Raw genomic sequence first — 16,011 nt, forward strand, 5'->3', positions numbered from 1 at the left:
ATGAGTTTTAATTTACGCGGTGCCGTATTAGCGAATGTATCTGGTAATTCACAAGATCAATTACAAGAAACAATTGTCGATGCAATTCAAAGCGGTGAAGAAAAAATGCTTCCAGGTCTTGGCGTCTTATTTGAAGTCATTTGGAAAAACGCTGATGAAAATGAAAAGCACGAAATGTTAGAAACACTAGAGCAAGGATTAAAAAAATAAGCAATTTGAAAATCACCTTCGCATAAGCTAAGGTGATTTTTTTACGAAAAAAATTTTTCTTCTCCTAAACATTTCTACTTTACTAACGAACTATGATGGAGTACAATGTTCAAAATACATTTAAACCGATCGATTTTTCTTCGTATACATCATTAGATAAAAGGAGTGAATGTTTTATGCACCGTATTACGCTTGAACAAGTTTTTAAACATCACATTACACAAAAATACGTAAACCGTTCCGGAATGGTCCACGCGATCGCTGTCGCTTACCATGCGTTTCACTTAGCTAAAAAGCACCACGCCTCAGTCGATGCTGCGACAAAAGCCGGTTTCCTTCATGATATCGGACATCATACGTGGTACACAGGCGGCGAATGGGACTATGACTTATATAAAAAGAATGATATCCATGCAATTAAAGGTGCAGAAAGAGCACATAAATTGCTTATTAGATTGGGAGAACATCCAAAACTAGCAAAAGAAATTTCTATCGCGATTCTTCTGCATACAGATTCTTTCTTAGTGGAACAAGAAATTGAAAGAACATCTCTTCAAAGCATTATTAAATGGGCAGACGAAGCAGATGAAGAACCAGGCGGAGCTCATCATTATAGAACGATTTCTTATGAAAAAGCACTTAAAGCTATTCAGCAATTAGATCGATTGGTAGAGCGTGAATTGCAAATAGAGCAAGCAAAATTGAATAACAAGGCAAAACATAGTTATCAATGAGAAAGAGGCATCACTACAGGGTGATACCTCTTTTATTATTTTACGAAAAATACACCTTTGTATGTAATATTTAAATGTTACATTCAGAAACAAATTAATCTATAATTTAATATACAAATATAAAGAGGTGATTTCACAGATGCAATCCGCTACACAACTTTCTGATGAACAGAAACACTCTATGTCATGGGGACAATTTATTAGCTCCGTTTTATTCGCTTTTTTCGGAACTGGACTCATTACCTTGTTCCTAGCAATAATGCCCTTAACAATTTATACGGCTAGTCTTACAAATAAAAAGCAAATTGCCCTGTATGAATCTATTGCAAACACCGCAAGTATAGGGTTACAACTAGCCATGTTGTTATTCTTTATTTTTAAATTCAAACCTGCGAAAAGATTATTACTGAACTCTTTTAACTTTAAAGCACTGAAAGAATGGCGCACATACGTATATTTACTTCTTTTCTTCGCTATAAACATCATAATCAACTACTTCTTATTAAATTATGTGTTCCAAGACGCAACAAAGCAACAATCTTCCGCACTAAACTTAGACGTTTTTAAGCAATATCAAATACTATTACTTCTCGGATTTGCAATACTCACACCAATTTTTGAAGAACTTATTTTCCGTGGTTTTATACTTCATTTCTTCTCTGAGCGCTTTCCATTTTGGATTGCAGCAGTCTTAACAAGTTTCTTCTTTGGTATCGCTCATACATACTCACTTGGAGTAATGGTAATTACTTTCTTCATGGGATTATTAATGGCTATTTTATGTAAGAAAACAAAATCCATTCTTCCAGCTATGTTATTTCATATTATAAATAATACGTTGGCATTCTTCAGTTAAAAAGAGGTATCATCACGATACCTCTTTTTACTCTTTTATCACAACTTCAAACTCTTCTTCAATTAGCACTTTTGGATAATCCGTATCATTACTACCCATTTCTATCAATTTATACATATTTATTAATAATATCCAAAATGAACCTGATGTAGTAAAATATAACTCATTACATAAAAGGAGATTATATATGTTTAGCTTCCTTTGGATTGTTTATATGCCACTTCTTGTCTTATGCGGATTTTTCGGTGGTATTTTTTTAATTATTACTAGTATTAAACATCGGAAATTATTTGTTGGTTTAATGGGGGTACTTAGCTTTTCCTTTGTAACGCTACCTTTTGTTTTTTGGAGCATGGGGGTGAATAGCGAGACAATCCTCCCTATTTCAACTACTTTATACTGGATATTGTTTTCTTTAACTGGATTATTAGCAGGGGTAAGGGGATTACAAATGAAAATTAAAAGTATACGCAACATGGGATTCATTATTTTTATTGCGGGACTATTAGGAGTTATTTTCTGGGAACTCATGTCTGCAGGTGATTCATTCTATATCTAATTGCATCTTTTTATAAGAAAACAAAAAAGCAGGAAATTTAATTCCCTGCTTTTCTATTTGGTTTATTGCCTGATTGTAAGAAGAACGATAACACCCAAGCAATACCTGCTAGTATCGTTGCAATTAAGAAGGCATCGTTAATACCGTTAATTGCAGATAGCTTTGAAATTTGTCCATATAATAGTTGTGTGCTCATCGCATCTCCTGCTTGAGCTGATCCGGCAATCGCTGCTAAACTTTGCCCCATACCGTGTACTTTATCAACTAAAATTGGGTTTGATGTTGTTAACATGTTGCCGTAATCTGCTACGTGAGCAGTTGTTTGTTGCGTCATAAGTGTGATTAAAATCGCTGTTCCGATTGAACCAGCTACTTGTCTTGACGTATTTTGCGTTGCTGTACCGTGAGAAATTAATTTCATCGGCAGTGCGTTCATACCAGCTGTCATAATTGGCATCATAATGAATGACATACCAATTGAACGTATAATATAATCCGTCATAATAACGCTATACGGTGTATCCATCGATAATTTTGTAAATTCATATGTCGCATACGTCGTAATTGCCAATCCAATTATCGCTAATGGACGAATGCCATATTTATCGAATAATTTACCCGCTACTGGTCCCATGATCCCCATAATTAATGATCCTGGAAGAAGTAGTAAACCAGATTCAATTGGCGTAAAGCCACGAATGTTTTGCAGATATACTGGAAGCAATAACATACCCCCGAATAATGCCATCGTAACGATTGCGTTAATTACTAAAGTAAAAGTAAATACTGGATATTTAAATACTTGTAAATCAAGCATTTTATTGTCCGTTGTTAACTCTCTCCAAATAAATAACGCTAAACCAATTACACCGATAACAAGTGAAATAATAACTTCTGCACTAGTCCAACTATTATTTCCAGCTTCACTAAATCCGTACAATAAGCTTCCTAGTCCAATACTTGAACTAACAACACCGAATATATCTAATTTCGTTTTAGACACTGGCTGAGCTAGTGTAAAGAATTTTAAAGATAGGAACGTAATAATTAAACCGATAATAAACATCGCATAGAACATTAAGTTCCAGCTATAGTTTTCAATCACCCAACCTGTTACAGTTGGTCCGATAGCTGGTGCTAAAATCATTGCAACACCTAGTAATCCCATCGCCGCTCCGCGCTTATGAGGCGGGAACAATGTCATAAAGATATTCATACCAACCGGCATTAAAATACCCGCACCAACTGCTTGAATTACGCGGCCTGTCATCATCATTGTAAAGTTTCCTGAAGTAGCGCAAATGATAGATCCTACTGTGAAGAATAACATTGCCGCTACAAATAATTTACGATACGTAAATCGTGAAACTAAAAAGGCACTAATCGGCACTAAAATACCATTTACAAGCATAAACCCTGTAATTAACCATTGCGCCGTTGAAGTTGATACGTTAAATTCATTCATTAACGGAGGCAATGCAACGTTAATGATTGTTTGGTTCAAAATAGAAACGAACATGCCGAGAATTAATACTGTTACAACTGCTTTTACATTTACATCCTCTATAGGCATAGACGTTTGTTTTTTCGGCATTTCTTTTTCTTGTTTTACTTCTTCTTGCTTGCCTGTTTCTAATTCAACTACATTAGAAATTTCGGCTTCTTGCTTTTGTTCACTTTCTTTCTCTACTGCTTCTAGCTTACTTACTTCTATTTTACTTACGGCTGGGACTTGTTCTTCTCCCACGTTCGTTTTTTTCTTTCGTAAAAGACGATTTACAAGGAAGAAGACGATTATACAAAATAGTGCATATCCTACAATTGCAATTGAGGACATCTCATCTCCCCCTTACTTATGAATACGAACTGACACATTCATTCCAGGAACAATATTTACTGATTTGCTATGATCTAATGAAATTTTAACTGGCACTACTTGTGTTACTTTCGTATAGTTCGCTGTTGAATTACTTGATGGTAACATCGAGAATGTATTTGCTGTTGTTAAACCAACTTGTTCTACTTTCCCAGTTAACGTTGTATCTGGGTATGCATCTACATACACGTCTACGTCTTGACCTTTCTGAACATCATCAACATCTGTTTCTTCAATGTTTGCTGTTACCCATAAATTGTTCATATCAAATGCGTAAGCAATCGGGCTACCTGCTCCAACGAAAGCATTTGTTGTTGCGTTTGATTGTACAACCGTTGCATTTTGTGGAATTGTTACATCTACTGTTTGTTCTCCATTAGCTGCTGCTACAGTAACAGCTCCTAATTTATCGTTCTCATTGTAATTTTTTCCAACTTCAGCTTTCCAGTCAGTTAGTTTCCCTGCTACTGGTGAAGCAACCGGAATTACCTTTCCATCGATCTTTGCATTGTCTGTTTTTAAGTAATTTTCCGTTTGGTTGTAATAGTAATAACCGCCAATACCGCCGCCAACTAGTACAATTAATGTGATAATGTTGATAATTACCATTCTTCGAAACTGATTCATTGCATTCCTCTCCTTATATCGCATATAATTTTTTTCTAAACTATTTATGTCCTTATTGTTTAGATTGTTTAATTGTTAATTATATTAACCTTTTAACGAAAAAATCACACCATCTGCAGCGTAAATCGAAACTTATCTACCTGCGAGCGGTGCTGATTTCTGAAGGACTATCGTTTATAATTATAAATAATTATTTTGAATCTACAACCGACAATTTACGTATGAAATGTTGCTTAAACAACAATATAATACCAATATGTTGTTTAAGTATAGAAAATTAAACGAGGAGAAGTAAAATGTCTATTAAAAATACAAATGATCCACGTGTAAAGCGAACGAGACAACTCATTCAGGATGCTTTTGTCGCTTTAGTAGGCGAAAAAGGCTTTGAAAATGTAACTGTGCAACATATCGCAGAACGTGCTCCTGTAAATCGCGCTACATTTTATAGCCATTACCATGATAAATATGACCTATTAGACAAAAGTATTGAAGAAATGTTAGAGAAGCTAGCAGAAGTAATTAAACCGAAAAATAGAAATAAAGAAGATTTTCAACTTACATTCGATTCACCTCATCCTACATTTTTGGCTTTATTCGAACATATCGCAGAAAATGTAAACTTTTATAACGTTATGCTTGGGGATAAAGCTGCCGGAAACTACTCTTATAAAATGATGAAAACGATACAAGTGCATTTAACATTAAGCTTGTCTATTTCCCAACCAGATGACGAAGATCTTATGGTTCCTCGTGATATTTTGATTAGTTATGTGACAGGGGCTCACATCGGAATGATTATGTCATGGTTAAAAAGAGGAATGATATATACCCCGCATTTTATGGCGATGCAATTAACTCGTTTAATTATTTTAGGCGCTCATACTGCAGCAGGATTAGAACGACCTTTTTAAAACATAAAAAAGCGAAGGAAAATCTCCTTCGCTTTTTCTATTAATTAAATGTAATGTTATGTACAGCATCCTTATCAAGACGTTTAATAACTTCTACAATTAACTTTACTGCATTTTCATAATCATCACGGTGTAACATTGCTGCATGAGAATGAATATAGCGCGTTGCAATTGTAATTGCCATAGAAGGAATACCGTTTACAGCAATATGAATCGCACCCGCATCAGTTCCCCCGCCCGCTACTGAATCATATTGGTATGGGATTTGTAATTCGTCAGCAACATCAACTACGAAATCACGTAAACCTGTATGTCCAATAACAGAAGCATCATACAAAATGATTTGTGGTCCATCGCCCATTTTACTTTGCGCTTCTTTTGACGTTACACCCGGTGTATCTCCAGCGATACCAACATCTACTGCGAACGCGATATCTGGTTTAATATAATTCGCAGATGTTTTTGCACCACGAAGACCAACTTCTTCTTGTACAGTTCCAACGCCGTATACAACGTTTGGATGCTTTTCATCTTTTAATTGTTTTAATACGTCAATTGCAATCGCACAACCGATTCGGTTATCCCATGCTTTTGCAAGTAACATTTTTTCATTCTTCATCACTTGGAATTCAAAGTAAGGTACAACTTGATCTCCTGGTCGTACGCCCCACTCCATTGCTTCTTCTTGGCTAGAAGCACCGATATCGATGAACATGTCTTTAATTTCAACTGGCTTTTTACGTGCTTCTGGAGGTAAGATGTGCGGTGGTTTTGAACCAATTACACCTGTTACATCTCCTTTACGCGTTACAATCGTCACGCGCTGTGCAAGCATAACTTGTGACCACCAGCCACCCACCGTTTGGAAGCGTAGGAAACCTTTGTCATCAATTTGCGTAATCATAAAGCCAACTTCATCTAAATGACCTGCAACCATAATTTTCGGGCCGTTTTCTTCCCCTACTTTTTTCGCAACTAAACTTCCTAAATTATCAGTAGAAAGCTCGTCTGCAAATGGCTCGATATATTTCTTCATTACTTCGCGTGGTTCACGCTCGTTACCGGCAATACCACGTGCATCTGTTAATTCTTTTAGCATTGTCAATGTCGCGTCTAATTTTGTCATTGCCAACACCCTCCTTTTTCTTCAGTCAATTCATTATACAATAATTAAATTGAAATATTCAAAAATTAAATTAGTATCCTTGTGTTTGACGCTGATGATTTACTTCATTTTTATCTAAATACGCTTTTTCAATCTCTTCTTGCTCAAATTCAAGCGCTTGTCCAAGTCGAAGATAGCTCGTAAATAATTCAATATAGTTTGTAATAGATGGTTGATCTGTAAAACGAATTACTTTCGCGTATGTGTCTAAGAAAATTTCCACTTGTGTTTTATTCGTTTGTGCACATTTATAGAATAGGAAGTTTTTATCAATCCCTAAATCAATTCCGATTGATAAAATAAAATGCAAACCATCTACGTATTCTTCTAATATTACTCCACGTTCCGAAGCTGGTTTGTTGCTCCAATATTTAAAACAACGTGTTTCATTTGCAAGTTCTCCAATTTCTACAAGAAGAGCTAACATTTTTTCTTTTAACAATTTTTTCGGTTGTAAGTCATGTTCTTTTGCAATACGGTCATCTAATTCTTTTTGTAATTTAAATAGTTGTAGTAAGTCCATTCTATTGTCCTCCTCCAACATCGCATTTTACGCAACAATGTTGTTTCATCTCAAAGTTCATTATTATGTTTCAGTTCTTATGAATAAGTCAGCTATCTACCTCTTTATAAAATAGCTTGTCCTTAATTTACAAATACGTTTCAGTCATCGCTCTTAAATTGTTCATCTGATGAAAGTTCCATATCATCTTTCCATTATAGCAGTGTCGTTTCGGCTAGGAAAGATACTCTTCTTTCCAAAAGAGCAGAATTAAAAAAAGCCAGGAGGATTCTCCTGACTTCACATATATATTCTTCTATACCGCTATAGTTTTTATATTAATTTTGTCATATCGATAACAGCACATCCGTTAATCTTTAGAACTTCAAACTTCTCTCTGAATACAAACAAAAAACCTTAGAAGAAAATTCTTCTAAGGTTTCAACTAATTAATTAGTTAATGTTGTTTTTTGCAACTGTTGCTAATTCAGCGAAAGCTTTTTCGTCATGAACAGCTAAGTCAGCAAGCATCTTGCGGTTAACTTCGATGCCAGCATTTTTAAGACCGTGCATTAAGCGGCTGTAAGAAAGACCATTCATACGAGCTGCTGCGTTGATACGTGTAATCCATAATTTACGGAAGTCACGTTTCTTTTGACGGCGGTCACGGAATGCATACATTAGAGATTTCATAACCTGTTGGTTAGCAACCTTGAATAATGTATTTTTTGAACCGTAGTAACCTTTTGCTAATTTTATAACTTTTTTACGACGTTGACGAGTAACTGTACCACCTTTTACTCTTGGCATAATATTACCTCCTAATTGTTCTATATATCAGCCGAACTTATTTTAAGTTGTCAAGCATTTGACGAATGCGTTTGAAGTCACCAGCGCTTACTACACCAGCTTTACGTAGTTTACGTTTAGCTTTTGTAGATTTGTTAGCGAATAAATGGCTTGTGTAAGCGTGAGAACGTTTCAGTTTACCTGATCCAGTCTTTTTGAAACGCTTTGCAGCGCCGCGATGAGTTTTTTGTTTAGGCATAGGTATTTCCTCCTCTATCTATTACTTATCGTTTTTCGGTGCTAAAACTAAGAACATACTGCGTCCTTCCATTTTAGGCTTAGATTCAACTGTACTAACTTCAGCACAAGCTTCTGAGAAGCGATCTAAAACACGTTGACCGATTTCTTTATGAGTAATGGCACGTCCTTTAAAGCGAATTGACGCTTTAACCTTGTCGCCTTTCTCTAAAAACTTGATAGCATTACGAAGTTTTGTGTTAAAGTCGTGTTCATCAATTGTTGGACTTAAACGAACTTCTTTCATGCTAATTACTTTTTGATTTTTGCGCTGCTCTTTTTCTTTCTTCTGTTGCTCAAAGCGGAATTTACCGTAGTCCATAATGCGGCATACTGGCGGTTTCGCATTTGGAGCAACTAATACTAAATCAAGATTAAGATTTGCAGCTAAGTCTAAAGCGTCATTACGAGACTTGATTCCAAGTTGATCGCCATTTGCGCCAACTAAACGTACTTCACGTGCACGAATTTGCTCGTTAATCATCATATCCTTGCTAATAGTAAGCCACCTCCAAGGTTTTCTCAGAACATATTTTGTAGTCATAGAACCCGACAAAAAAAGTGCGGGCATACGACACCCACACTTGTAAAATCTTAAGTAAGAAATACATTTACCTGCTAACTGCGAATGCGTCCATCAGGTGAGAAGCGGGTGCTTCTACTTGTTCCACAAAACAATATTCTATTATTCTTGATGAGTTTATCATAGGACATGACGTCTGTCAAGAAGACGCGATGTGTTTTACTAACAACAAGAAATATTGTAACAAACAACTAACATACTTGCAATACTTTTTTACGATAAGTGTTACATGGGTATTTTTTCTAATTCCCCTCAAGTATATTACATAAAAAAGCCGCGGTATACCGCGGCTTTTTCTTATCGTTTTCCTTCTACTTTAATCATGTCAACAAAAGCATCTAATGCGATTGTTTCTGATTTTTGTTCACCATATTTACGTACGTTTACGCCGTTTTCAGTTACTTCATTGTCACCTACTACAAGCATGTACGGAATTTTTTGCATTTGTGCTTCACGGATTTTGTAACCAATCTTCTCTTCACGAGTGTCTAATTCAACACGGATACCAGCACGACGCAATTCGTCTTGTACTTTCTTCGCATAGTCTAAATGTACTTGCGGAGAAACTGGAATTACTTGTACTTGAACTGGAGCTAACCAAGTTGGGAATGCACCTTTGTATTCTTCAATTAAGAAGGCTACGAAGCGTTCCATAGTTGATACAACACCACGGTGAATTACAACTGGACGATGTTGCTTACCGTCTTCACCAACATAAGTTAATTCAAAGCGTTCTGGAAGTAAGAAGTCTAATTGTACAGTTGAAAGTGTTTCGTCTTTTCCAAGAGCAGTACGAACTTGAACATCCAGTTTTGGACCGTAGAATGCCGCTTCACCTTCAGCTTCATAGTAATCAAGACCCATTTCATCCATAGCTTCTTTTAACATACCTTGTGCTTTTTCCCACATCTCATCATCCGCATAATACTTTTTAGTATCTGCTGGGTCGCGATAAGATAGACGGAATGAGTAGTTCTCTAAACCGAAATCTTTGTACACTTCTAGAGTTAAGTTTACAACACGTTTTAACTCTTCTTTAATTTGATCTGGACGAACGAAAATGTGCGCATCGTTTAAAGTCATTCCGCGTACACGTTGTAATCCAGATAACGCACCTGACATTTCATAACGATGCATTGTTCCAAGTTCCGCAATACGGATTGGTAATTCACGGTAGCTGTGAATATCATTTTTATAAACCATCATATGGTGAGGACAGTTCATTGGACGAAGAACTAATTCTTCATTATCCATTTCCATTGATGGGAACATGCCATCACGGTAGTGGTTCCAGTGACCAGAAGTTTCATATAACTCTCTGCTTCCTAATACTGGAGTGTATACGTGATCATAACCTAAGCTTGCTTCTTTATCAACGATGTAACGCTCGATAATACGACGAATTGTTGCACCTTTTGGTAACCAAAGTGGTAAACCTTGTCCTACTTTTTGGCTATTAGTAAATAGTTTTAATTCTTTACCTAATTTACGGTGATCGCGCTCTTTCGCTTCTTCAAGCATACGTAAGTGCTCATCTAGTTCTGCTTTCTTAACGAATGCAGTACCGTAAATACGTTGTAACATTTTATTATTGCTATCGCCGCGCCAGTAAGCACCTGCAACGCTTAATAATTTAAACACTTTAATTTTCCCTGTAGATGGAAGGTGAACACCACGGCAAAGGTCGAAGAATTCGCCTTGCTCATAGATTGAAATAACTGCATCTTCTGGAAGGTCGTTAATTAAATCTAATTTTAACTCATCGCCAATTTCTTCAAAGCGACGAAGTGCTTCTGCACGTGGTACTTCATGACGAACGATTTCTAAGTTCTCGTTCACGATTTTTTGCATTTCTTTTTCGATTTTCTTGAAGTCTTCAACTGTAATTGCTTCTTCCATATCGATATCGTAATAGAAGCCATTTTCAATTACTGGGCCAATGCCAAGCTCAAGCTTAACATCTTTATATAAACGTTTTAACGCTTGTGCTAAAAGGTGGGCTGTTGAATGGCGTAAAATATATAAGCCATCTTCAGAATCTAATGTAATAATAGAAACTGCACCATCTTCTTCGATTGGTGTAACAAGATCGATCATCTCATCGTTTAATTTTCCAGCTACAGCTTTTTTCTTTAAGCCTGGGCTAATAGAAGCTGCGATTTCTTCAGTTGTTACGCCTTTTGGAAACTCCTTCACAGCTCCATCAGGGAAAGTAATTTTAACTACATCTGCCATCACTGGTCACTCCTCTTTTTCTCAAAATAAAAAACACTCATCCCATAAAAAGGGACGAGTGTTGAATTCGTGGTTCCACCCTTGTTCCAATTAACATGATCGTTAATTGCTCAAGTTCAACATAACGGTGTTGTCCGTTAGCAATTACTAAAAGAATCGTTCACTGCTAAAGTTTAGAGGTGGTAAGTAATAATCCCGTACTAGGAAGCTCACACCCTAAGGCTTCCCTCTCTGAAAATCGTAGAAAACTACTCATGTCCTCATCATGACATTTCGATATATTTCATTTATGTAGGTAATTATATGCTCAAAAACTTAGAAAATCAAGGGCGTTACCTTTATTTTTTAAATTTTTCACATTGCGCTCAAAATCATGTAATCCATGTAATTGGACCCGTTCTTGAAACACATTTCGCAAAGTAATAATCATATTATGGTCTTGTTCCTTCGTATATAAATAAATCTTTTTTGGCGAAATAGAAAGAAGCGGCGCAATTACTTTTGTATCAATATATACATCATTTTGCTTTAATAATTCTTCATCTATATATTGGACCAACTTCTCCTGTTTTAAACGTCTACCTTTATCATCATAAAAGATAAAGCTTTCATCAAAAATAAGATGCACACAGGACAAGCGTGATTTACGGCTACTCACTTGTTGCCGAAGCGTTTCAATGAACATTTGGTATTCTTGCTCCATCTTATACTCATCAATTGCCACTTCCGCAAGTTTAGCCACCATTTCCCTATATGTACGAAGACGAAAACGGATATATGATGAAAACGAGAATGAGAGCGGATCACAAAGCCAATTATTTAAAGAAGACTTAATATATGACTCAAATGCGTTACGAGTTAAATCCTGAGCTACACCTTTTCTTCTTCCCTTTAAAATCTCATGTGCCATGTGCAATATTTGATGACACTCTTCTTGTTCTTCATAAAAAAACTTTTCTTTTAAGATCGTATAAATCCACTCATTTTGTTTCACATTCACAATGAAATACACCATTACTGGCAATAAGATCTTTTCAATATAATTCGATTCATGTACTGGTATGTGAATCACCACTTTTTGCTCCTGTAAATACACACTCGTTTCCTTATATAACACTTCCGCTCTTTTCAGCAATTGTCTATATACGTGCATAGCATCATTTTTTTCTTCGAAGCAAATTTCAATCACTTTTGTCCCCCCTTTTATCCCTGCTCTAAAGGACTGTATCTATACGTTACAAATCCTATAAGAGTCCTTTCCGCGTGAAGTTCACTCTTAGTAGAATTACATTTCCTATCGTTAGAAAATCCACTCAATCTGGCTTGCTAATTTTATATATATTAAGGGAGGGAGAAAAAAATGATACAAGCTACTATGAATTTTTTATTGTATACTTTATTTATCACTAAAAGGGGGTATGTGAATGTTCGAATATAAATTCGTAAAAGTCGAATTCCATTGGGGGCTCACTCGCTCAAAACTAGCTGAAGACTACCAAGAAATTATTCAAGAACATGCTAGAGATGACTGGAGGTTCGTACAGATTGTCGCCCCTACGATTGGCAGTTCTGGACAACCTGAATATTTCGACCTCATATTTGAAAAGAAAATATCACTATAATACAAAAGAGCAAGCTTCTCAGCTTGCTCTTTTACTTATGACGACGATTTTTCCCACCAATCGGAATTGGTTTCGCTAAATATTTAATTCGTTCCATAATACGTGCTGCCTTCATTTCTTCAGCCTCACCACGCTGTGTATACGTTAAATGGTGTTCCAGTTGTTTAAAATCAAAATTAGACGTAAAGAACGTCGGTAAGTTTTCTAACATACGGAATTGCAAGATTGCACCAAGCACATCGTCACGCACAAAGCTTGACATTGCTTCTGCCCCGATATCATCTAACATTAAAACTTGTACGCGTTTAACCGCATCAATCTTTTCACCAATCGAATTATCTTGAATCGAACTTTTGATTTCACGTAAAAATTCTGGGAAGTATACGAGCATCGAACTTATTTTCTTTCGAGCAAGCTCGTTCGCAATTGCTCCTAAAAGGTACGTTTTTCCTACACCAAATTTACCGTACAAATATAAACCTTGTGCTTTTTTACCTGGTTCATATGTACTTAAAAATTCATTCGCTGCACCAATTGCATCGATACGTGCATTTAAATCAGAAGGGTCTAAGTTTTCCATAGTTGCCTGTAAAATATCCGTTGGCATATATACACTTTGAACGAGTTTTTCATATTTCTTTCTCTCGTCATGTGCTACTTTTCTAACGCAGCGATCATATTGAATATCAATCATTTTCCCTTGAATAACAAGCTTTGGCTCGTACCCTTGCAGCATATTTTTACATGAACCTAAATCCGGACAATCCACGCAACCTACACTTTGTCCAATATATTCATATAGCTTCACAAGACTGCGCTCAATCATAGAAGTCGTTACTTCACCTTTATGTTCGTCTATAAATTCTTTCACACGCGGATGCGCCATTACTTCTGCCTTTAATACTTCATATCTATTTTTAAATTTTTCATTTCCCATTAATTTTGCAAATGAATTTTGAATATGCTCCATTTTCTCACCTCAAAGAGCGTTCATTCTCTTCTATTAATCACGCTTATATTTTTTTAACACTTCTTCTAATCGTTTTCGTTCATCTTCTAACGTACTTGCATCTTTTTCTACACTTACATCTTTCTTCGCCGTTTCTTTCTCTTGTTCCTTCGGCTCTTCTTCCTTAAGCCAATCTGGTACCATTTCTTTCCGTACCGTTTTCTTCGCCGTACGGCCTTTTTTCTTCGTCTCAGCCCACTCTTGATATTGACGGTTCTCTTCTTTCGCTAACGCCATCGCGTCCGCTACTGTACCAACCTTTTTACGTGCCCAATGCCCAGCAATCTTCTCGACATACGTTTTCGCAAGTTTCATATCTGAGCGTAGCATAACGTAATAAATAAGTACATTCACAACTCCTGGTGTCAATTTTTGATTAATCATGACATCTTCAACGATTTGCAAGTCCGCTTTCGTTGCCTCTGCACCACCAGAAATCTCTTTCAATAATTGTTTTGGCGAGATTTCCTCTAGCTGCTTTATTAGCATCTCCTCTTGCGATGAAGGCTCTTTCTCTTTCATCGTACGTGCAGCATGAGGCTGTACTCTTTCACTTAATACCGGTAATGCTTGACCATTTTCAAATTGATACCAATCGCGAGCTCCTTTTCTAAGCCTTTCCATATCAATTGTTTGCATCTCTGTCACCGCACCAAGAACGATATTTTGCATCGATAACACATCTACACCATACACGTAAGCAAGTGTTATAACGCAGTCTCTTACTTGACCTGTAATCGACTTTTTAGGAACAAGAGCGGACAATCCATCTACAAATAAAGAGAAATCAAAGAAATCATTCCAAACTTTCGGAGCGTCTCCCTTCTCGTTACTTGGCATAGTTGTCGTTTTTGGGATACGAAGATCTTCTTGCGCATGCTCAAGCTGTCCTGGATTAAACGAACCAAACACATCATTGAAAGAGCGCGTAACATTTTCATAAGAAGCAAAATCAAATTCTTCTTCTAAGAAATATTGCTTTACTTGATTATATTTTGTCCGACTCAATCGATTGTATAAAAAGATACTTAAAACAATATCATCAAAAAACTGCTTTGGAGATAAAGGTGGTTGCAACTCATATATGAACATTCGAATATCTTTTTCTTTCTTAATATATACCTTCAAAAGCCCAATTGCCTCTAACTTTACTCGTTCCTCATATATTTCAGGAAGTTGCATTTGCATAGTCACCATAAGGGAATGATGTGTATTCTCTTTTCCAAATACACGATCTTGCTCTAGCTCCCCCCATAGTGTCATGTATAAGCTAAAAGCTCTACTACCTATTAACGGCTGATACAACATCGTTAATACTTTTCGGTCGTAATTATGCAGTAGCCCTTTCGCACTTACTTTATAACGATCAATCGGCAATAGCTCCATCCATGACTGTTTTTCCATTATTGCTTTTCCTTTCTCTCATCCAATCTATCCTCTACTTCATTCGTTCTATCTTCATTATATAAATTCTTAGTGAAAAAGAGCTATTAGCTTACGCTTCTAGCTCTCTTATCCTATTACTTACGGTATGTAAAGAGAATAAAATACAACTTCTACTCTCTTTCTTTTTGCAGTATATCTTTTAATTCTTCAATAAATACATTTAAATCTTTAAATTGACGATATACAGAAGCAAAGCGTACGTAAGCAACATCATCAATATCGCGAAGTTCTTCCATAACAATTTCACCAATCATATCACTTTTCACTTCTGATATACCTAAATTACGCAGTTCACGTTCCACGCTTTGTGTTACTTCTTCTAATTGTCTTAAAGATACTGGTCTTTTTTCACACGCTTTAATTAAACCACGTAAAATCTTTTCTTTATTAAACTCTTCTCGTGTGCCTTCTTTTTTTACAACGATAAGAGGTGACTCTTCTACCCTTTCAAAGGTCGTAAAGCGACTTAAGCAACTTTCACACTCTCTCCTTCTTCGAATAGAGCGCCCCTCGTCTACCGGACGCGAATCTAACACTCTTGTACCATTATGAGAACAGGATGGACAACGCAATTCATTCACTCCTTT

18 protein-coding genes and 2 other annotated features are annotated in these 16,011 nt (G+C 36.2%); of the genes, 6 read left to right on the plus strand and 12 right to left on the minus strand.

From position 1 onward, the window contains the following. From sspI to BCG9842_RS22655, 4 genes are all read left to right on the plus strand, one after another. Complete coding sequence (gene sspI / locus BCG9842_RS22640) at nucleotides 1-210, plus strand: small acid-soluble spore protein SspI (RefSeq protein WP_000009509.1); 210 nt, start codon at nucleotides 1-3, stop codon at nucleotides 208-210. Nucleotides 211-386: 176 nt separating this feature from the next. Next, nucleotides 387-944 carry an HD domain-containing protein gene (locus BCG9842_RS22645; RefSeq protein ID WP_000554806.1) on the plus strand — a complete coding sequence of 186 codons (558 nt, stop codon included), beginning with the start codon at nucleotides 387-389 and terminating at the stop codon, nucleotides 942-944. A 139-nt stretch (nucleotides 945-1,083) separates the two neighbouring features. After that, nucleotides 1,084-1,800 carry a CPBP family intramembrane glutamic endopeptidase gene (locus BCG9842_RS22650; protein WP_001190242.1) on the plus strand — a complete coding sequence of 239 codons (717 nt, stop codon included), beginning with the start codon at nucleotides 1,084-1,086 and terminating at the stop codon, nucleotides 1,798-1,800. Between the two features lie 187 nt (nucleotides 1,801-1,987). Next, entirely contained in the window at nucleotides 1,988-2,359 is a 372-nt protein-coding gene (locus tag BCG9842_RS22655) for a hypothetical protein (RefSeq protein ID WP_000490825.1), read from the plus strand. 37 nt (nucleotides 2,360-2,396) lie between these two features. Here the strand turns inward: BCG9842_RS22655 and BCG9842_RS22660 are convergent, their stop codons facing one another. Next, nucleotides 2,397-4,196, minus strand: coding sequence for a DHA2 family efflux MFS transporter permease subunit (locus tag BCG9842_RS22660; RefSeq protein ID WP_000094778.1), 1,800 nt, complete (start codon nucleotides 4,194-4,196; stop codon nucleotides 2,397-2,399). A gap of 12 nt (nucleotides 4,197-4,208) precedes the next feature. Further along, a complete protein-coding gene (locus tag BCG9842_RS22665; protein ID WP_001071417.1) occupies nucleotides 4,209-4,862 on the minus strand; it encodes an HlyD family secretion protein in 654 nt (217 codons plus the stop codon). 296 nt (nucleotides 4,863-5,158) lie between these two features. Here BCG9842_RS22665 and BCG9842_RS22670 point away from each other — a divergent pair, with 296 nt between their 5' ends. After that, a complete protein-coding gene (locus BCG9842_RS22670) occupies nucleotides 5,159-5,776 on the plus strand; it encodes a TetR/AcrR family transcriptional regulator (RefSeq protein WP_000023661.1) in 618 nt (205 codons plus the stop codon). Nucleotides 5,777-5,816: 40 nt separating this feature from the next. Here BCG9842_RS22670 and BCG9842_RS22675 read toward each other — a convergent pair whose 3' ends face one another. The 7 genes from BCG9842_RS22675 to ytxC form a co-directional block, all read right to left on the minus strand. Continuing rightward, a complete protein-coding gene (locus BCG9842_RS22675; protein ID WP_000163554.1) occupies nucleotides 5,817-6,902 on the minus strand; it encodes a M42 family metallopeptidase in 1,086 nt (361 codons plus the stop codon). 70 nt (nucleotides 6,903-6,972) lie between these two features. Next, complete coding sequence (locus tag BCG9842_RS22680; protein ID WP_000365052.1) at nucleotides 6,973-7,464, minus strand: dUTP diphosphatase; 492 nt, start codon at nucleotides 7,462-7,464, stop codon at nucleotides 6,973-6,975. 432 nt (nucleotides 7,465-7,896) lie between these two features. Continuing rightward, on the minus strand, nucleotides 7,897-8,253 hold the full coding sequence (rplT, locus tag BCG9842_RS22685) for a 50S ribosomal protein L20 (protein ID WP_001138362.1): 357 nt from the start codon (nucleotides 8,251-8,253) through the stop codon (nucleotides 7,897-7,899). Between the two features lie 37 nt (nucleotides 8,254-8,290). Then, nucleotides 8,291-8,491 (minus strand): 50S ribosomal protein L35, encoded by a 201-nt coding sequence (gene rpmI, locus BCG9842_RS22690; protein ID WP_001125945.1) that lies wholly within the window; start codon nucleotides 8,489-8,491, stop codon nucleotides 8,291-8,293. A gap of 21 nt (nucleotides 8,492-8,512) precedes the next feature. Continuing rightward, a complete protein-coding gene (infC, locus tag BCG9842_RS22695) occupies nucleotides 8,513-9,016 on the minus strand; it encodes a translation initiation factor IF-3 (RefSeq protein ID WP_000973215.1) in 504 nt (167 codons plus the stop codon). Nucleotides 9,017-9,078: 62 nt separating this feature from the next. Continuing rightward, nucleotides 9,079-9,199, minus strand: a sequence feature (ribosomal protein L20 leader region). Between the two features lie 210 nt (nucleotides 9,200-9,409). Further along, on the minus strand, nucleotides 9,410-11,347 hold the full coding sequence (gene thrS, locus BCG9842_RS22700) for a threonine--tRNA ligase (RefSeq protein ID WP_000786077.1): 1,938 nt from the start codon (nucleotides 11,345-11,347) through the stop codon (nucleotides 9,410-9,412). Nucleotides 11,348-11,394: 47 nt separating this feature from the next. Then, nucleotides 11,395-11,623, minus strand: a binding site (T-box leader). Nucleotides 11,624-11,654: 31 nt separating this feature from the next. Beyond that, entirely contained in the window at nucleotides 11,655-12,536 is an 882-nt protein-coding gene (gene ytxC, locus BCG9842_RS22705; RefSeq protein WP_000569624.1) for a putative sporulation protein YtxC, read from the minus strand. A gap of 235 nt (nucleotides 12,537-12,771) precedes the next feature. On the opposite strand from ytxC, the gene BCG9842_RS22710 reads away from it, so the two are divergent. Beyond that, complete coding sequence (locus tag BCG9842_RS22710) at nucleotides 12,772-12,969, plus strand: DUF4177 domain-containing protein (RefSeq protein WP_000464454.1); 198 nt, start codon at nucleotides 12,772-12,774, stop codon at nucleotides 12,967-12,969. 31 nt (nucleotides 12,970-13,000) lie between these two features. Here BCG9842_RS22710 and dnaI read toward each other — a convergent pair whose 3' ends face one another. The 3 genes from dnaI to nrdR form a co-directional block, all read right to left on the minus strand. Next, a complete protein-coding gene (gene dnaI, locus BCG9842_RS22715; RefSeq protein WP_000400117.1) occupies nucleotides 13,001-13,939 on the minus strand; it encodes a primosomal protein DnaI in 939 nt (312 codons plus the stop codon). A 33-nt stretch (nucleotides 13,940-13,972) separates the two neighbouring features. Beyond that, nucleotides 13,973-15,382, minus strand: coding sequence for a replication initiation and membrane attachment family protein (locus BCG9842_RS22720; protein WP_000415033.1), 1,410 nt, complete (start codon nucleotides 15,380-15,382; stop codon nucleotides 13,973-13,975). A 152-nt stretch (nucleotides 15,383-15,534) separates the two neighbouring features. Beyond that, entirely contained in the window at nucleotides 15,535-15,996 is a 462-nt protein-coding gene (gene nrdR, locus BCG9842_RS22725; RefSeq protein WP_001203687.1) for a transcriptional regulator NrdR, read from the minus strand. Nucleotides 15,997-16,011: the final 15 nt, after the last annotated feature.

This window comes from Bacillus cereus G9842, assembly GCF_000021305.1.
GTDB lineage: Bacteria > Bacillota > Bacilli > Bacillales > Bacillaceae_G > Bacillus_A > Bacillus_A thuringiensis_S.

Coding starts and splice junctions, on each gene's coding strand:
- infC (WP_000973215.1), bottom strand. CDS start 9,016: ATGATGATTAACGAGCAAATTCGTGCACGTGAAGTACGTTTAGTTGGC.
- rplT (WP_001138362.1), bottom strand. CDS start 8,253: ATGCCAAGAGTAAAAGGTGGTACAGTTACTCGTCAACGTCGTAAAAAA.
- rpmI (WP_001125945.1), bottom strand. CDS start 8,491: ATGCCTAAACAAAAAACTCATCGCGGCGCTGCAAAGCGTTTCAAAAAG.
- BCG9842_RS22670 (WP_000023661.1), top strand. CDS start 5,159: ATGTCTATTAAAAATACAAATGATCCACGTGTAAAGCGAACGAGACAA.
- BCG9842_RS22710 (WP_000464454.1), top strand. CDS start 12,772: ATGTTCGAATATAAATTCGTAAAAGTCGAATTCCATTGGGGGCTCACT.
- sspI (WP_000009509.1), top strand. CDS start 1: ATGAGTTTTAATTTACGCGGTGCCGTATTAGCGAATGTATCTGGTAAT.
- BCG9842_RS22645 (WP_000554806.1), top strand. CDS start 387: ATGCACCGTATTACGCTTGAACAAGTTTTTAAACATCACATTACACAA.
- dnaI (WP_000400117.1), bottom strand. CDS start 13,939: ATGGAGCATATTCAAAATTCATTTGCAAAATTAATGGGAAATGAAAAA.
- BCG9842_RS22650 (WP_001190242.1), top strand. CDS start 1,084: ATGCAATCCGCTACACAACTTTCTGATGAACAGAAACACTCTATGTCA.
- BCG9842_RS22680 (WP_000365052.1), bottom strand. CDS start 7,464: ATGGACTTACTACAACTATTTAAATTACAAAAAGAATTAGATGACCGT.
- thrS (WP_000786077.1), bottom strand. CDS start 11,347: ATGGCAGATGTAGTTAAAATTACTTTCCCTGATGGAGCTGTGAAGGAG.
- BCG9842_RS22655 (WP_000490825.1), top strand. CDS start 1,988: ATGTTTAGCTTCCTTTGGATTGTTTATATGCCACTTCTTGTCTTATGC.
- BCG9842_RS22720 (WP_000415033.1), bottom strand. CDS start 15,382: ATGGAAAAACAGTCATGGATGGAGCTATTGCCGATTGATCGTTATAAA.
- BCG9842_RS22660 (WP_000094778.1), bottom strand. CDS start 4,196: ATGTCCTCAATTGCAATTGTAGGATATGCACTATTTTGTATAATCGTC.
- BCG9842_RS22665 (WP_001071417.1), bottom strand. CDS start 4,862: ATGAATCAGTTTCGAAGAATGGTAATTATCAACATTATCACATTAATT.
- BCG9842_RS22675 (WP_000163554.1), bottom strand. CDS start 6,902: ATGACAAAATTAGACGCGACATTGACAATGCTAAAAGAATTAACAGAT.